A 15576-nucleotide genomic window follows, 5' to 3' on the forward strand; every position below is an offset into this window, starting at 1 on the left:
GCACTCTTCTGGCTTACCAGCATTCGTCGCTGTACGGAAAGATGATCCAAATCTGCATGATGCGATTGCGTTTAGATAATCAATCGTGAATTATGCGTTCAATTTAAAGCAGGTTAAAAAATAATAACTCCTTATTCAATTAACATATGCATTAGTTTAACAACCTAATGCTGCTGTACCAACTGATAGTTTAGTTTTTAATATGTGAAAAGGGATTTCTAAATGATGAATTGAATATATATTTATTGTTTACTCGTTTTTAAGAGGTTCCTTTATGGGAGATAAGCTTTACTATATTCCTGTACTTCGCACAGTTCTATAATAACTAATAGTGATGCTATGACAAGATTTTCTATTAGTGAGATAAAGTATTTTTCAATTCATTTATTATAAATTGCAACTCTCGTCCTCAAGAATTATTTCTTTTGGGTGAAAGTTTTTTTATTATATAAGTTTCATTCTGTCCTAATTTAAAGGTTTCGAGAGGAGAAATGATATGAACCCTATTTTATTAGATGTTCCGTTACAAATAGAAACAGATAGACTCATTCTTCGAGCACCACTTCAAGCAGGTGAAGGGAATGTAGTACACGAAGCTATTAAAGATTCAATTAGTGAATTAAAGCAGTGGTTGTCTTTATTCCAGTCCATTCCTACTGTTGAAGAAACGGAAATTCTCCTGAGAAATGCGCATATAGATTTTTTGAAAAGAGAAAGCTTTCGCTATCTTATCTACCATAAGGAGACGAAGGATTTTATTGGAACCGCTAGCCTTCACGGAATTGATTGGAAGGTTTCTAAATGTGAAATTGGATACTGGATTAGCACGCAATTTAGTGGCAATGGATATATGACAGAAGTAGTAAATGCGTTAATAAACCTTGGATTTCAGTTATTCAAATTTAGAAGGATTGAAATACGATGTGAACGTAATAACACGAAAAGTCGTGCGATTCCTGAAAAACTAGACTTTGAACTTGAAGGGATATTACGTAATGAAGATTTTTCAGCTGACGGCAAACAACTAACTGATACTTGCATCTATGCAAAGATAAAGTGAAACTTTAATTAGCCCGTACTAATCGCACTTTTACGACAAAAAAAAGACCTTTTTAACGATTTCATCCATCGTTAAAAAGGCCTTTTTCTATTTCGGCTAAAACCTTAGCACTCTTCTGGCTTACCAGCATTCGTCGCTGTACGGAAAGATGATCCACATCCGCATGATGCGATTGCGTTTGGATTGTCGATTGTGAATCCGCCGCCAAGCATAGATTGTTTATAATCAATTTTTACTCCTTTAACAATTGGAGCACTTTCTGTATCGATAACAAATTCAACACCGAAAAACTCAAGAACTGTGTCGTCTTCTTTTGGTTCTACTTCAAATCCTAAGCCGTAAGAAAGGCCAGTACATCCGCCGCCATGTACAGCAAGGCGCACGTACTTCTCTCCATCTTCAGCATCTTTTAACATATCTTTAATTTGAAAAGCTGCTTGTTCTGTTACTTCAATCATGAAATACACCATCCTTTCTGTTCTCATTCTATTATACATCTTTACGCTTCTATCTTGTACTCATACACTCCGCGGCAAATTACTTCCGCAGGTCCTTTCATTAACACGTTTCCTTCTTCTGTCCAAGCAATCATTAAATCGCCGCCAGCTAAATGAACGGTAATTTCTTTACCACGTTCCATCTTCCCATTCAAAATAGCAGCTACAACTGCAGCGCATGCCCCTGTTCCGCAAGCTTGCGTTACACCAGAACCACGTTCCCAAACACGGAAATTCATTTCTTCATCGTTTAAAATCTCGATAAATTCAACATTCACTCGCTCTGGGAACATTTCATGTGTCTCAAGAACTGGACCAAGTGTTGTAAGAGGTGCTTTCTCTACATCCTCAACAAAAATAACCGCGTGCGGGTTCCCCATTGAAACAGCCGTAAATGCATAACGATGATTATTGTATAAGAAGTTTTCACGAATAAATGGTGTTTCACCTTCACCGAGCATCGGTATTTCTGCACGTGTTAGACGCGGTGCTCCCATATCGATTTTCGCTAATTTCACGACACCATCTTCTACTGTTACTTCAGCCGTTACAATACCAGCTAACGTTTCAATTGTGAAAACTGTTTCTTCTACTAGTTTATGCTCATACGCATATTTCGCTACGCAGCGCAAACCATTACCACAGCTCTTTCCTTCTGATCCGTCATTATTAAACATACGCATTTTCACCGGAGCTACATCAGACGGACAAATTAAAATCATTCCGTCTGCTCCAATACCAGTATTAATATTTGAAACCTTTTCCGCCACAAGAGCTAAATCTTCTTCAGGAATTTGCTCTTCAAACATATTTACATATATATAACTATTGCCAAGACCATGCATTTTTGTAAAAGAAAATTGGCTCATTTGTATTCACTCCAAAAATAATTTGTTATTTTAAGTATAGAATGCATGCTTTTAGAACACAATATGAATGTCCCCCGTTTCTCATATTTGACAACGTTTGGCGATGAGCCACTCTTACACACATTGTGTAAGAAAAAAGCCCTTCTAAAAAGGGCCTTTTTTTATTTATCTCCAGTATTAACCTACCCTCCAAAATAACGTTTTATCTAAATTAAAATAAAAAAGGCGTTGCTCATTCGCAACACCTTAAAACATTGGATTTTCATCCAAATAATCATATACATTATTTACAAGCTCTTCTACTGTCGCACCTTGTACAACTTCACCATTCACAAGTGCAAATGGTCCTTCAAAACAAATACCACAATATCCTAAACAACCATATTCCATTACATCTAAATTCGGATCTTTTTCTAATTTCTCTAACGCTGCTTGTGAACCACTTGCAAGGTTACCTACACAAAATTCAATTAATGGTTTAATCAAAATTCTCCCCCCTGTACTACAAAACAAATTACCTTCTGACTTCATCTATAAGAAGAAAACTAAGCTGTCTCTTGTTGTTTTCGTTATACATCCTAAACTATTTAGTTACTTCACTATTTCACTTCAAAGTAGATGGTTTTATTTTATATAACATGCTACTTGCAATGAAATAGTAACTAAAAAGGCAAAACAGTTTACTTTACTTTTCTTCTTATTGTACAACAGAGTATTCATTCATGCATTGTTATTTGTTCACAAATTCGATATAATTTGATTGAGTAAAGTCAAAATATTTTATTAATATAAAATTTTATGATTAGGGGATATTTCAACAGAAAAGGGGTAATCCATCATGAAACACCTCGTAATACTAGGTGGCGGCTACGGTGGAATGAGAATTCTGCAACGGCTACTTCCAAGCAACCAACTTCCGGATGATGTACAAGTGACATTAATCGACAAAGTACCATATCATTGTTTCAAAACTGAATATTATGCATTAGTTGCGGGTACTATTTCAGAAACGCATATTCGTATACCGTTTCCTGAGCACCCACGCCTCAATATTCAATACGGCACAATAACAAATATTGATCTCGAAGAAAAAGCGGTTCATCTCGATGGCGGCGAAGCGATCCAATATGATGATTTAATTATCGGGCTTGGCTGTGAAGATAAATATCATAACGTTCCTGGGGCGAAGGAATATACACATAGCCTACAATCGATTGAACAAACACGTAAAACATATGAACAATTAAATAGTCTAGAACCAAACGCAACTGTAGCGGTTGTTGGCGCCGGCTTAAGCGGCGTTGAAGTAGCAAGTGAACTTCGCGAAAGTCGTTCTGATTTAAAAATCTATTTATTTGATCGAAAAGATAGAATTTTATTCCCGTATCCAGAGAAATTAAGTAGATACGTAGAAGAATGGTTCGTAAAACATAAAGTTAATATTATAAGAAACTCTAACATTACAAAAGTGGAACCAAATATTGTGTATAACCACGATGAACCACTTGAATGTGATGCAATCGTCTGGACAGCTGGTATTCAAGCAAATGAAGTTGTTCGAAACCTTCCAGTTGAACAAGATGGTAGCGGACGGGTTGTCTTAACTAAATATCATAATATTCCAAACAACGAGCACGTTTACGTTGTAGGAGATTGCGCAGCACTTCCACATGCACCATCTGCCCAACTTGCTGAAGGTCAAGGAGAACAAATTGTTCAAATATTGTTAAAACGTTGGAATAATGAACCACTCCCTCATGAACTACCTGTTATTAAATTAAAAGGTGTTCTAGGATCTCTTGGTAAGAAGCATGGATTCGGTTTACTCGCAAATCAACCATTAATGGGACGTGTACCAAGATTATTAAAATCCGGTCTTCTTTGGATGTACAAATATCATAAGGGTTAATACTTTACAGGCTGTCTACTATGTAGGCAGCTTCTTTGCATCAGTTTTTAAAAATTATCAGACACATCTTTCTCAATATGTATAATGATTTATTTTTCATTTTAATATTAAAAACTACCGATGAATAGTGTATGCTATTTGTAAGTTGTTTTATTATTTCCTTTAAGACCGAATTCATTCGGTCTTATTTTTTATGTGATAAATACTTTTATAGGAGGCATTACATTCCACTTATGAACTTATCGAAACTAAACAATCGAATAGAAGCGAAAAAGAAAGAGTTAATCTATCTCGTTGAACGATACGGATTCACTCATGATAAAGTGATTTCTTTCAGCCAAGAATTAGATCGTTTACTTAACTTACTAATAAAACTTAAAACGAAGAAAAAACGTTGTTCGTTATAACCATTTCTCCCTCTTTTTTTGATACGATATAACTAGAATCAGAAAGGAGCGATTTATGTTTATATTAAAAGACGTTATATATAAAGATATACTACACATTCCTTATTTACAGATTCAAAAAGAAAAGATTACTTGCATTATCGGTGAAAGCGGAAGCGGAAAAAGCACGTTGCTTCGCATGTTAAACGATTTACAATCTCCAACATCCGGCACAATTGAATATAACGGAAAATTAATTTCTGATTATCCGCCTATTCAATTACGTCGTGACGTAGTTATGCTTGGGCAAACTCCACCTATTTTTGATGGAACCGTTAAAGACAACCTATTAATGGGACTTCGTCTTTCTGAAAAACCATTTCCAAATGATGATGCCCTGCGGAGCGCACTACAAACCGTTAACTTAGACAAGCAATTAGAAGATAGCGCCTCCTCATTATCCGGTGGTGAAAAACAAAGACTTGCCTTTGCACGTATCGTACTTATGGATCCGCCTGTCTATTTATTAGATGAACCAACTTCAGCATTAGACAGTGATACAGAACGCCGCGTTATGAAACAATTTACTGAACTAGCACGAAAAAAGAAAAAAACAATTATCTTCATCACACACTCACAACAACTTCCAGAAGAAATTGCAGACTACATTATTGAGATTAGTAAAGCAAACGGTGCAACTAGAAAGGAAGTGCTCTCTGTTGAAGGGCGTTATTGAACTCCAAATTTGGCAACTTGCAGCTGCCTATATTTTTATTCTTATTTTAATTGGACTTGTAAAATTAAAAGGAATACCTCGCGAAAAACAAATCGCGCTCGCAACATTCCGTATGACGATTCAGCTCGTACTTGTTGCATATGTCCTTACATACGTATTTGAAAACAGTAATCCATTTTATACAATTGCTCTTATTACTTCTATTACTACCTTTGCAATTTTTAATATTTATAAACGAGTTAACATCCCGATGTCTAAAGAATTAAAACGAGTAGCCGCCCTTTCCATGGTCGCCGGATCAATTGGGCCACTTCTACTATTTATCTTCGTTATTATCGGTCATGACCCTTGGTATGCTCCGCAATATATCGTCCCTATTACAGGAATGTTAGTTGGGAATGCCATGACTGGTGTTTCTCTCGGCGCAAATACGTTCTTAAACAATATGAAATCACAAAGAGGTCAAATTGAAGGTGCACTTATGCTCGGAGCAACACCGAAAGAAGCTGCTGCTCCGCTCATTCGAGACGCTTTTGATTCTGCTATTTTACCAACAATTAATTCTATGGTCGGAATGGGAATTATAAGCTTACCAGGCATGATGACTGGTCAAATATTATCCGGTGTATCACCATTCACAGCCATTCAATATCAAATCGCTATCATACTCGGTATTTCAGGAAGTACCGCCTTTGCTGTCATTATCTTTTTACAGCTTGGATATAAAACATTCTTTACTAAACGATGTCAGTTGAAAGAAATTGACTATGATGCACGGTGAATCGTGCGTAGTTCACGATGAATGAAATTATATTAACGATTTTTTCAATATATCTATCATAACTTGCAATATATCAACGATTTTTCAAATATATCTATCATAACTCAGAATATATCAACGATTTTGTACGAAATATCGATTTACCGACAAAAAGTGACATAATAAAAAGAGGAGGCTATTCGCCTCCTCTTTTTATTTGTACTACGCCTTCTTAACGAACTGTGATTTTAACTTCATAGCTCCGAAACCGTCGATTTTGCAATCGATATCGTGATCGCCATCAACTAGACGGATACTCTTTACTTTCGTACCGATCTTCACAACTGAAGAAGTTCCTTTTACTTTTAAATCTTTAATAACAGTAACAGCATCGCCATCTTGAAGAACGTTTCCGTTCGCATCTTTTACAACTTTTGCACCATCATTATTTTCAGCTTCTGCGTCTTGGCCCCACTCATGAGCACATTCTGGACATACGAAAAGAACACCATCCTCATACGTATATTCTGAATTACATTTTGGACAATTTGGTAAAGTAGCCATAAATTCATTTCCTCCGTTCATTATTTATACGTAAAAATCAAAATTGATGTTTACATCTCGATAAATAAAATTTGTATAGCATTTCTTTATAGTGCCATAGTCTCACGTTATTGACAAGCCTACCTCAAATTCTCATTTTTTATTGTATTTTACAAAATTTCAATTCGTATGCCTTTTTTCTATTTGTTCTTCTACTAATTTTAAAAATCTTCGTTGTGCATTTTTATTTTTTACGAGCAATCGAACTCTTAACTTACTTTGTAAATATGAGCGAACTTTGTAGTTCGTAATAAATAACTTTCGATACTTCTCGTCTTCATATATCATTCGAAACCATTCATACTGCTGCAAGTAACGTATGTTAGCATCAATCTTTTTCGTGTGTAAACCCGTACTTAAACTAATAGATCCTATTAGAGCTTCTATTAATGCTGAAATCATTTCTCTCCCCCCTAATAAATAAAAGAAGAACCTTCACAAGATTCTTCTTTTCAAAATGAACGAGTTCCCTCTAGAAACCCCAATTATTTTCTTCAATGTAAATTTGATATTCTTCTACTTCTTCTTCGCTTAACTTCTTATTATTTTCATATACCTCTTGCCACTCGAAATAATCTTCATCGAAATAAACAGCAAATTTAATTTTCACGTTTTTCTTCTCTGTATAATCATAACCAGTAAACTCTACTACATCATAATCTTTTTCTTTCTTCACAAACTTCCAGGTTGGATTATCAGTCATAATCTCTAAAGTAACCCCTTCACCAGTTGAACGAACAACGTTTTTAATATTCGGCTCAGTTGGTAAAAGAGAAAGTCCGAGCATAGCTCCGCCAAACACAATCCCGACTATAACTTGTAAACCAATCATACCAGCTACACTAGCGCCACCCTTAGATTGTAAGAAATACGCCTTCTTATGATCAGGCGCATCTTCTCCCTTACGAAAAACACGAACAGCATGCTTATAATATAAACGGTTTCCTTGCCATCCAGTAAATATCATCATTCCTAATTGAAGAGCTAAACTAAATGTTACATAAATCCCCTCTGGAATATCTATAAAAGGGGTTATAACTATACTAGGTATAGCCAATAACGCAAATATAATAAATAACTTATACATTTTGCGATAAGCTAACCAAAAGGTTGGGAAGAAAAAGGCTACCCAATTCCATGTATTCCCTTGCGCAGGGTTTTCTACTTTACCCCACTTAAAATCATAATAAGCTGTATTCTTTTGAACAACTTTATGTAATTCTTGTTGAGAAATTGTTTCTTGTAAAACAGTGTCCTTCACGTACATCATCCTTTTCTTATTTCTATATACATTTATTGTATATGGACAAAATGAAGGAATCTAACAAAAAGTACACATATTTCATAAAATTGAACGGAAATCGAATATATTCCGACAATTATCCGTTTCTTATTTCATTTTACTTTTAAATATATTAAAATAATCATGTATCATATATTTAATACACTAAGTTAATTATTTTATATATTCACTAAAAAGGATGCATCAAAATCATTTTTATACATCTTTTTTAGTGAATATATACTACTATTTTAAAACAAACATCTCGACTTAAGAGAGCTCACAAATTAACCTTCTATTATTTCAAACATATTTCCACTTACACAACTAATGAATAGTCCATTATTAACTTCCTCAATTGATACAATAAAATCTATTACAACAACATTTTTAGGAAGTTTAATTATATCTTTTACTTCGCCACATTCAGCATCAAGTATTATCAATTCTAAATTTGAAGTTGCAATGTAAATTTCTCCATCTTTATATAACAGAACCTCTGTAATATCATGTAGAATAGTATTGTTCCAAAGCACTTTACCTGTTTGAATATTAATACCACAAATTCTGCCTTCTCCTAAGGACAATACCATCATCTCTCCGATAAGAAATGGAGGCAATTCAATTTCAAAAGACATATTTACTTCATATAACTTTTGACCGCTCTTATGATCATAACATTGTATTTGTCTACTTACCCCTTCATATCCATACTCAGTTCTTGTTAATAGTATTGTCGCTTCCGTTGATCCAATGCAAGCGTACCATACCTCATCAAAAGCTTTTTCGAAAATTAAGTTACAACCTTCTTTTCCATATTCCCACTTTTGTAATACCTCTATTGCTACACATATAAAATGTTCATTAGTTAAAGTAACTGGTTCATTTGGATTACAATCTTCAATCATTTGTTTCCATAGTGTAGAAGCGTCTAATAATTGAATGGCAATTGCAACATTACTATATGCATCAACTTCCCCATCTTCATCAAAAGGATTCCCTGCTAATACATAGTAATCTGGGCCAAAATGGCACTGCAATTTTTCTCCTCCGACTCGAACATTCTTTTCCCATACTTTTACTCCACTTTCAAGCTCTAATAAAACATTGTAGCCTTCTTGTGTAATAACTAGTAAACGTGGTAACTCTTCTCCCGTAGTTTTTACATCTTGTATAATATGCCCTTCTATTTCTAAATCCCATAGAAGCTCTCCACAACTTGATGAAATAGCATACAATTTCGCAATACTTTCTCCAAATCTATTTGCATGCCAAATAATTACGACACCATTCACAGTAATGCAATTACAATCTTCTACTATTGGAATACGGCACTGCCAAATCTCTTCTTTCGTTTCACTATCGAGTTTACGAATTCTGTGGTTATTTTCCTCTACATAAAAGATACTCTTCTTATCATGAGATAGTACCGGAGTAAATATCGGTTCAACCTCTCTCCCTTTTAAATACTTCCATTTTAATTCATACTTGTCACTTGTAGAATGATAAGTTCGATACATAATTTCGTCATTTCCATTTACAAGTTTAGGAACAAATGGATCAATTTCTAACATTCTATGGTAAGCATCTTTGATTCGAAAAGAATCAACTCCACTCATGTAAATCTGCCCTATCTCCTTTTTAAGAAATGAAAAGAGTACTCGTAAAAATTGCTCGCTATCAACACTAGCTAACTTCTTGCCTCTCTGATTAATAATGAGAAACTCCCCATCTTTCTTCTTAAATTCCATCTTTTTTTCATATTCATTTAAGAAAATTGTAGCGTCATCATATTTAAAAACCTCGATACAAGCATCAAACAACTGACAAATCGGTCCTATTATGTCTGTTTTTTCTTCAAACACAATTCTCTCATCTATACTAAGTACTATTTCTCCAGCATTTTCTGTCGGCAGTTTATTTAGTTCGATTTGAAACTTTTTCATTATTTCCTCCCTCTTAATCACATTGAAATACTATTTTATTTCTCGCACATTCCCCTTCACTTTCTCAATAATATCTTCTATACGTTCCGCTATACATTCCAGCTCCCAGTCTCCCTCACCGTGCATAGCTGTATAAACTGGACAATTCTCATCATTACTATCTACAAAAATCGGGTCTCCAAGATATGAATCTATCCCTATTACAATCCATCCTTCTTTCCAATCTCCTTCTTCATTCCCGACTAAGCTTTGTCCTTCTTCATCAAAACTATAACCAAGTTGCCCTTCTTCTATTTCTTCACTATTAAACAATTCTATCGTCATAGGTTCAGATTCATACTCTAGCTCAATCTCATTATCCTCAGCACGATCTACATGTGCTAAAAGTTGTTTAATTTTATTATGGTTAATCATGATATCTTCTCCATTCTATCTTTTAAAAATCTAATTTTATTCATAATGAGCTGCCGCAAGTAACATTTGAGCAATCAACTTCCATGGAATATTTTCTGGAAACTTCTCTCCTTGATTTATATAAACCGATTCACAAGAACCTAACCAACTATTTAATGCCTCTAAATAAGTCTCTACCTATACATTCTCCCATTCATCTTTGTTCACTTTAAAATCCTTTTGGAGGTATACAAGAAATTTTAATAAATCTTCTTTAGAATTTACGTGATCAAGGTATTCATACACATCCATACTCCGTCCCTCCCTCTATTGCGTGTTATCTAAACTAACTATAATATATGACATAAGATTCTTAAAACTATTATTTGAGGTGACCGAATATGAAGAGTACAATTTGGGCAGACGATGACTATTTAAAACTAGCACCCCTTAACGATGAACTAATCAAAAAAGCAGAAGAAGTACTGAACGTAAAGCTTCCAGAATCATACATAAACCTTCTAAAAGAACAAAATGGGGGAACTCTTCGTCTTGATACTCACCCTACTTCAGAGCCGAATTCTTGGGCAGACGATCACGTTAATGTTTCTGGCTTATATGGCATTTCTTTTGATGAAAATGAATCTAGTATTTTAGAGAGCCGTTATTTAATTCAGGAATGGGAAATGCCTGAGAATATCGTACTCTTGTCTGGTGATGGACATACATGGATTGCATTAGACTATCGAAATGTAGCTGAAAATCCCCCAGTTATATTTATCGATAATGAGTTTGAGGAAATTATTGAATTAGCACCTAACTTTGAAAGTTTCTTACAAAACTTAACTACGTATGAATATGACGAAGAATAAGTCTCGCTCTAAAAAGGATCGAGATTTCATTACAAATTTACACGCCACTTTAAAACCACTCGGCTTTAAGAAAAAAAGACATACATTTTTCAAAGCTGAAAACAGATTTTATAAGCTCATTAACATACAAAAAAGCCAGTTTGGAGATGACTTCTATATAAATATAGGAGTCCACCCTATTGGTCTACCGCAGCTTATTACAAACCAATTACAATTAAAAGAAAACATTTCAATATTCGATTGCATTCTACAAACGAGAATAGGGCCTATGCATATCAAACAGAACCAGTTATTGCATAATGTTTCACATGAAACTATCGAAATTCCGAATTACCTTTCTACTATTTTCGACTGGTTTCAAACGTGGGTATCTTATGAAAATTTAGTGGAAACAAATATACATTCCATTACTCCTGTACTAGCTGTCGTTCCAATATTACGAGAAAAAGCGTTTCTACTTCTTACTTGTTTTTCTTTCTACAAATTAAAACAGTACGAACAAGCTACTCGCTACTTACAGCAATATTTACATTGCGCCGTGCATCTGAATACCGAGGAAAAAGAGCCCCTATTCTTTCATGAAGTTGATATGTATATGAAAAAACTAGTAAAAAGTGCAATGTGATTTCACATTGTGCTTTCTACTAGTGCTTTATCACAATTTTATATCCTATCCTACAACTCCCAAGTAATATTCATTTCTTCAAATAAGTCCTTACTAACTTCCAATCCTTCGCTATCTTCCGTTCCAATCATTGCTATTTCTTCTTTAGACAACTTAATTTCCTCATTTGGACTTTGGATTTTTTTCTTATACACGAGTTGTAAAAGCTCTATTTGTTCCTCTGTCAGTTCATACTCTTCTTCCAGTCTTTCTATTGCTGATTCTGTATCAAGTAATGGAATTTCTAATAAGAATCCGCCGTGCTCTTCCATCTCTTCAAATGAATCAATTGAATACGCACCGCTATCCTCAATCCAAAATGCAGTTGTAATCAAAGGAACTGTTTCGCCTTCTACTTCTTCTAATACGTATTGAAGTGCTTCTTCTTTCGCAATATCTATTACTTCCGAAGGTGCCCCTTCAAAATAATTTTTCGCATCAATCCACTCATCAATTCTCTCGCTATTCACATCTTGAAGACATACAATCGTGTAATTCGGATGAAACGTAATTGTCCCTTGTCCGCCTTGGCTATCTTGCATACTATAGTTAAATCCATCCCATGAACTTTCATGTGAGAAATCTGGACAATGCGCTACATTAATTGCATGGGCAATCGCATTTAAAATGCAGCCTTTCCATAGTTGTTCTTTATCTATATGTAATTTATATTTACTCATCATCTTCCCCCATGCGCATATTTTTTTCTATTATCTTTCCTCTACACAATACTTGTAAATACTTTTCTATCTACTACAAAATAAAAAAGACTTCCTTTTTAAAAGGCGTCTTTTTATAGTTGAAAATTTACTAATAAATAAAACGAATTATTTAATAAATGAATCCCAATTGGAACGAGTAAATTCTTCGTTTTCTTATATGTGTATGCTAAACATATGCCCATACCAAAAATATATAAAATACTCCCTACTGTAAGGGGGTGCCCTAAAGTAAATATGAAAGCACTTATAGCAGCACTACTAAGTGTAGAGAAGCGCTGAGATAATTTCATAAAAAACATACCTCGAAATACAATTTCCTCCCAAATAGGCGCAAAAGTTGTGAGCACAACTACGTATAGAATGATTTCACTTGTAGTAGGTTCTATTACTATATTAGATTCATCCACACCAAGCCCATGTGGTAAAACTACATTTAATACCGCAAGATACATAAGCATTACAATCGTTGTTATTACTATCGTTACATAATGTTTAAGATTATTGAATTGTAATGATTTTATTAAATGTAAACAGTAATTTCTCGCTGGTGCATATATTAAAATAATTATAAAAAATGTAAAAGGTGAAATGAGATGATTTACATACCACGGATATAATGAGAAGTCATATAAAAAGTTCAAATAACCAATTCCATACATTACCCCAAAAATAATTACTATCATACTGATTACCTGTAGCATACTCATTTTTACATTCTTTTCTTTATATGTAACTAATTCCGTTTCCATTATATCCCCTCCAGTATAATTAAACCTTTTAAACCATTATATACCAAATCCAACATAAAAAAAGACAATACACCCCACTGTATTGTCCATTTTCTTCCCTACCATTTCTCTCTACACGTCTCAATTAAATGCAGTAAGTACCTCTTCGTCATATCTGCCCTTCTCCACCTTGAGAGCATTCTCTTTTCTTTTGAATTCTCCCGTATTCTTGCTACTTCTTTTAATACAAGCTCCCATTCCTCCGCTGAACATTCTAACAAGTATTGCAATCCTCTATCTTTTGAAACGATTGTTTTATGATCTAGTGTATATAAAATACGTCCCATCGTAACGACAGCTGATTCTACCCACTCTTCTACAAAAAATAAATATGGCTTCTTCGCTTTTTCACTCCAGTACTGTTCTACGTTGTATGTCATCGTATTTACTACATCATTCCATTGTATTTGCAGCGGAAGATCTTCTGCTTCTTTTCCGGTAACTGTAATGCCTTGATTTTTCAACGTCCACCATGTGACCGCATTAATATCCCAATAACCAATGTCCGCTTTTCCTTCTGCACAATACACGTACTCGTTCATTTCATCATTGTATTTTCCTAAATCAACAAGCGGAATATACATACCGTCCATTCTTTTACCTAGTGTATTATCACTAAGCTTCTTATGTAGTTCCACAAGCTGCTGTTTTTCAGCTCTATTCACGGAATCATTTATCACTGTAACAAAATCAACATCGCTCGTTTCCTTATGAAATGCACCTAGTGCGATGGATCCGTAAATATATACCCCAACTATTTTTTCATCCAAAAAAATTTCTTTTAATTCTACTGTGTACCGCTCCATTAACTGTTGTACTTCCGTTGGTAACGCATGCTTCACTCCATTTTTCACATCTATCCCTCCAATAAAAAAAGCCTTTGCAAATTCGCAAAGACTTCTTGTTTTATAAATATTTCTCGATTTCTTCGTAAACATCCTTCAAACGAGGATTTCCTTCTCCAACAATTTCTCCATTTACAAGAACGACCGGATAAAATAAATCTTCCTCCACTACGCGCTCTGCGAATGCTTTTTTATCTTCATCTTCCTGTTCTTCTTGAAAATCAATATACTCGAAATTAAATTTATTTTCTTGTCCTTCATATTTACGACCAATCGCCGCTTGTAGCCACTCAAACGTTTCTGTTGAAGATGGCATTCCAACGCAGCTCGCACAAATTACTTTCGTCCCATACACTTGAACATTAACCATTTCTTCTCCCCCGCCTCTTGTTTCAACAGCATATTCAGATGTCTTATTACATAAGCACATCATTTTACAAACTTATTCCATACCCCTATACTGAAAAAACACGATAAAATATTTTGACAATAAAACAAGAAGAGAAAAAATAGATTTTCCCCTCTATCTTGATTATAATAAAACTGATGAAAGGAGTCGATAAAAATGGAAAACCCACATATGCAAGAACAAGTATTAGAAGTATTAGATAAATTACGTCCATTCTTACTTCGCGATGGCGGAGACGTTGAATTAGTAGACATTGAAGAAGGTATCGTAAAACTACGCCTTATGGGTGCATGCGGAAGCTGCCCAAGTTCTACAATCACACTAAAAGCTGGTATCGAGCGCGCGTTACTTGAAGAAGTACCAGGCGTTATCGAAGTAGAACAAGTATTTTAATCTAAAAGCGGAAGCGGCTCGTTCAGAGCCGCTTCCTAAAAAGAGACCAATTTCGGTCTCTTTTTTTATTCACATAACTATTCCGCTTTAACATCATAAAACAAAATTGGAAATCCCTCTCAAAAAATGCGATAATTAATACTATATAGTGAATCGTTCACACATATACAGTAAAAAAACATAGGGGGACGACAGATGCCAAAAATGGGGAACACTTTTGTAACAATTCAAGAACTAGAAAAGAAAAAAGAGTATTTATTAGGCCTTTCATCCGTTATACCAACATGGAATACAAGCTATCAATTTTTATTTAAAGAAATCCAGCAAGAATTATTGGGTAAAGTAAATGAAAAGCTCGAAAGGCATCAATTCGTTTTAAATATATGTACAGATCAGCAGGTAGGGGCATAATGTATTACATAAAATTGTGGTATATAAAAAA

21 protein-coding genes and 2 pseudogenes are annotated in these 15576 nt (G+C 34.5%); 9 read left to right on the top strand and 14 right to left on the bottom strand.

The genetic code is table 11. The features are described 5' to 3' along the window. Positions 1–90: pseudogene (locus tag RT27_RS32965) on the bottom strand (iron-sulfur cluster assembly accessory protein); the annotation flags it as partial. 406 nt (positions 91–496) lie between these two features. Between RT27_RS32965 and RT27_RS07410 the strand changes: the two are divergent. Beyond that, positions 497–1060: a GNAT family N-acetyltransferase gene (locus RT27_RS07410; RefSeq protein ID WP_043935754.1), complete on the top strand. Its 564-nt coding sequence runs from the start codon at positions 497–499 to the stop codon at positions 1058–1060. A gap of 104 nt (positions 1061–1164) precedes the next feature. On the opposite strand, the gene RT27_RS07415 is transcribed toward RT27_RS07410, so the two are convergent. The 3 genes from RT27_RS07415 to RT27_RS07425 form a co-directional block, all read right to left on the bottom strand. Next, positions 1165–1518: an iron-sulfur cluster assembly accessory protein gene (locus tag RT27_RS07415; protein ID WP_000573830.1), complete on the bottom strand. Its 354-nt coding sequence runs from the start codon at positions 1516–1518 to the stop codon at positions 1165–1167. 41 nt (positions 1519–1559) lie between these two features. After that, on the bottom strand, positions 1560–2426 hold the full coding sequence (dapF, locus tag RT27_RS07420; protein ID WP_043935755.1) for a diaminopimelate epimerase: 867 nt from the start codon (positions 2424–2426) through the stop codon (positions 1560–1562). Positions 2427–2672: 246 nt separating this feature from the next. Further along, positions 2673–2912 carry a YuzB family protein gene (locus RT27_RS07425; RefSeq protein WP_000595025.1) on the bottom strand — a complete coding sequence of 80 codons (240 nt, stop codon included), beginning with the start codon at positions 2910–2912 and terminating at the stop codon, positions 2673–2675. Between the two features lie 352 nt (positions 2913–3264). On the opposite strand from RT27_RS07425, the gene RT27_RS07430 reads away from it, so the two are divergent. The 4 genes from RT27_RS07430 to fetB all read left to right on the top strand — a co-directional run bounded on the left by RT27_RS07430 (position 3265) and on the right by fetB (position 6238). Beyond that, positions 3265–4335 (top strand): NAD(P)/FAD-dependent oxidoreductase, encoded by a 1071-nt coding sequence (locus RT27_RS07430; RefSeq protein WP_043935756.1) that lies wholly within the window; start codon positions 3265–3267, stop codon positions 4333–4335. Positions 4336–4568: 233 nt separating this feature from the next. Next, positions 4569–4742, top strand: a complete 174-nt coding sequence (locus RT27_RS07435; protein ID WP_001054089.1) for an aspartyl-phosphate phosphatase Spo0E family protein — start codon at positions 4569–4571, stop codon at positions 4740–4742. Between the two features lie 55 nt (positions 4743–4797). Further along, positions 4798–5457: an ABC transporter ATP-binding protein gene (locus tag RT27_RS07440; protein WP_043935757.1), complete on the top strand. Its 660-nt coding sequence runs from the start codon at positions 4798–4800 to the stop codon at positions 5455–5457. Further along, the gene (fetB, locus tag RT27_RS07445; RefSeq protein ID WP_016079861.1) at positions 5441–6238 is read left to right on the top strand and encodes an iron export ABC transporter permease subunit FetB; all 798 of its coding nucleotides are present in this window, start codon (positions 5441–5443) and stop codon (positions 6236–6238) included. The genes RT27_RS07440 and fetB overlap by 17 nt, the downstream gene beginning before the upstream one ends. Before the next feature lie 201 nt (positions 6239–6439). Here the strand turns inward: fetB and phnA are convergent, their stop codons facing one another. The 6 genes and pseudogenes from phnA to RT27_RS35715 form a co-directional block, all read right to left on the bottom strand. Beyond that, positions 6440–6781, bottom strand: a complete 342-nt coding sequence (gene phnA / locus RT27_RS07450) for an alkylphosphonate utilization operon protein PhnA (RefSeq protein WP_000212735.1) — start codon at positions 6779–6781, stop codon at positions 6440–6442. A gap of 159 nt (positions 6782–6940) precedes the next feature. Further along, the gene (locus RT27_RS07455; protein WP_033687535.1) at positions 6941–7222 is read right to left on the bottom strand and encodes a hypothetical protein; all 282 of its coding nucleotides are present in this window, start codon (positions 7220–7222) and stop codon (positions 6941–6943) included. Between the two features lie 70 nt (positions 7223–7292). Further along, positions 7293–8090: a DUF2628 domain-containing protein gene (locus RT27_RS07460; RefSeq protein ID WP_140163890.1), complete on the bottom strand. Its 798-nt coding sequence runs from the start codon at positions 8088–8090 to the stop codon at positions 7293–7295. A gap of 299 nt (positions 8091–8389) precedes the next feature. After that, complete coding sequence (locus RT27_RS07465; RefSeq protein ID WP_043935759.1) at positions 8390–10048, bottom strand: PQQ-binding-like beta-propeller repeat protein; 1659 nt, start codon at positions 10046–10048, stop codon at positions 8390–8392. Positions 10049–10078: 30 nt separating this feature from the next. After that, positions 10079–10462 carry a hypothetical protein gene (locus RT27_RS07470; protein WP_043935760.1) on the bottom strand — a complete coding sequence of 128 codons (384 nt, stop codon included), beginning with the start codon at positions 10460–10462 and terminating at the stop codon, positions 10079–10081. 36 nt (positions 10463–10498) lie between these two features. Next, positions 10499–10753 (bottom strand): annotated as a pseudogene (locus tag RT27_RS35715) (hypothetical protein). A gap of 89 nt (positions 10754–10842) precedes the next feature. Between RT27_RS35715 and RT27_RS07475 the strand changes: the two are divergent. Continuing rightward, on the top strand, positions 10843–11313 hold the full coding sequence (locus tag RT27_RS07475) for an SMI1/KNR4 family protein (protein ID WP_029443517.1): 471 nt from the start codon (positions 10843–10845) through the stop codon (positions 11311–11313). Continuing rightward, positions 11300–11938, top strand: coding sequence for a DUF4304 domain-containing protein (locus RT27_RS07480; RefSeq protein WP_043935783.1), 639 nt, complete (start codon positions 11300–11302; stop codon positions 11936–11938). The genes RT27_RS07475 and RT27_RS07480 overlap by 14 nt, the downstream gene beginning before the upstream one ends. Before the next feature lie 50 nt (positions 11939–11988). Here the strand turns inward: RT27_RS07480 and RT27_RS07485 are convergent, their stop codons facing one another. The 4 genes from RT27_RS07485 to RT27_RS07500 all read right to left on the bottom strand — a co-directional run bounded on the left by RT27_RS07485 (position 11989) and on the right by RT27_RS07500 (position 14702). Continuing rightward, positions 11989–12657 carry a hypothetical protein gene (locus tag RT27_RS07485; protein ID WP_043935761.1) on the bottom strand — a complete coding sequence of 223 codons (669 nt, stop codon included), beginning with the start codon at positions 12655–12657 and terminating at the stop codon, positions 11989–11991. A gap of 113 nt (positions 12658–12770) precedes the next feature. After that, positions 12771–13448 carry a type II CAAX endopeptidase family protein gene (locus RT27_RS07490; RefSeq protein WP_029443520.1) on the bottom strand — a complete coding sequence of 226 codons (678 nt, stop codon included), beginning with the start codon at positions 13446–13448 and terminating at the stop codon, positions 12771–12773. Between the two features lie 98 nt (positions 13449–13546). Beyond that, positions 13547–14341 carry a nucleotidyltransferase domain-containing protein gene (locus RT27_RS07495; RefSeq protein ID WP_043935784.1) on the bottom strand — a complete coding sequence of 265 codons (795 nt, stop codon included), beginning with the start codon at positions 14339–14341 and terminating at the stop codon, positions 13547–13549. 52 nt (positions 14342–14393) lie between these two features. Next, on the bottom strand, positions 14394–14702 hold the full coding sequence (locus tag RT27_RS07500; RefSeq protein WP_000248590.1) for a YuzD family protein: 309 nt from the start codon (positions 14700–14702) through the stop codon (positions 14394–14396). 195 nt (positions 14703–14897) lie between these two features. Between RT27_RS07500 and RT27_RS07505 the strand changes: the two genes are divergently transcribed. Then, complete coding sequence (locus RT27_RS07505) at positions 14898–15134, top strand: NifU family protein (protein ID WP_000431159.1); 237 nt, start codon at positions 14898–14900, stop codon at positions 15132–15134. A gap of 195 nt (positions 15135–15329) precedes the next feature. After that, the gene (locus RT27_RS07510) at positions 15330–15545 is read left to right on the top strand and encodes a hypothetical protein (RefSeq protein WP_001125507.1); all 216 of its coding nucleotides are present in this window, start codon (positions 15330–15332) and stop codon (positions 15543–15545) included. Positions 15546–15576: the final 31 nt, after the last annotated feature.

The sequence above is a fragment of the Bacillus sp. L_1B0_5 genome, assembly GCF_000836715.1.
GTDB lineage: Bacteria > Bacillota > Bacilli > Bacillales > Bacillaceae_G > Bacillus_A > Bacillus_A thuringiensis_S.

Bases quoted from the DNA above. Each gene is read 5' to 3' on its own strand.
- RT27_RS07510 (WP_001125507.1), top strand. From the start codon at position 15,330: ATGCCAAAAATGGGGAACACTTTTGTAACAATTCAAGAACTAGAAAAG.
- RT27_RS07485 (WP_043935761.1), bottom strand. From the start codon at position 12,657: ATGAGTAAATATAAATTACATATAGATAAAGAACAACTATGGAAAGGC.
- dapF (WP_043935755.1), bottom strand. From the start codon at position 2,426: ATGAGCCAATTTTCTTTTACAAAAATGCATGGTCTTGGCAATAGTTAT.
- RT27_RS07440 (WP_043935757.1), top strand. From the start codon at position 4,798: ATGTTTATATTAAAAGACGTTATATATAAAGATATACTACACATTCCT.
- RT27_RS07475 (WP_029443517.1), top strand. From the start codon at position 10,843: ATGAAGAGTACAATTTGGGCAGACGATGACTATTTAAAACTAGCACCC.
- RT27_RS07415 (WP_000573830.1), bottom strand. From the start codon at position 1,518: ATGATTGAAGTAACAGAACAAGCAGCTTTTCAAATTAAAGATATGTTA.
- RT27_RS07455 (WP_033687535.1), bottom strand. From the start codon at position 7,222: ATGATTTCAGCATTAATAGAAGCTCTAATAGGATCTATTAGTTTAAGT.
- RT27_RS07465 (WP_043935759.1), bottom strand. From the start codon at position 10,048: ATGAAAAAGTTTCAAATCGAACTAAATAAACTGCCGACAGAAAATGCT.
- RT27_RS07435 (WP_001054089.1), top strand. From the start codon at position 4,569: ATGAACTTATCGAAACTAAACAATCGAATAGAAGCGAAAAAGAAAGAG.
- RT27_RS07430 (WP_043935756.1), top strand. From the start codon at position 3,265: ATGAAACACCTCGTAATACTAGGTGGCGGCTACGGTGGAATGAGAATT.
- RT27_RS07480 (WP_043935783.1), top strand. From the start codon at position 11,300: ATGACGAAGAATAAGTCTCGCTCTAAAAAGGATCGAGATTTCATTACA.
- RT27_RS07490 (WP_029443520.1), bottom strand. From the start codon at position 13,448: ATGGAAACGGAATTAGTTACATATAAAGAAAAGAATGTAAAAATGAGT.
- phnA (WP_000212735.1), bottom strand. From the start codon at position 6,781: ATGGCTACTTTACCAAATTGTCCAAAATGTAATTCAGAATATACGTAT.
- RT27_RS07460 (WP_140163890.1), bottom strand. From the start codon at position 8,090: ATGATGTACGTGAAGGACACTGTTTTACAAGAAACAATTTCTCAACAA.
- RT27_RS07410 (WP_043935754.1), top strand. From the start codon at position 497: ATGAACCCTATTTTATTAGATGTTCCGTTACAAATAGAAACAGATAGA.
- RT27_RS07505 (WP_000431159.1), top strand. From the start codon at position 14,898: ATGGAAAACCCACATATGCAAGAACAAGTATTAGAAGTATTAGATAAA.
- RT27_RS07470 (WP_043935760.1), bottom strand. From the start codon at position 10,462: ATGATTAACCATAATAAAATTAAACAACTTTTAGCACATGTAGATCGT.
- RT27_RS07500 (WP_000248590.1), bottom strand. From the start codon at position 14,702: ATGGTTAATGTTCAAGTGTATGGGACGAAAGTAATTTGTGCGAGCTGC.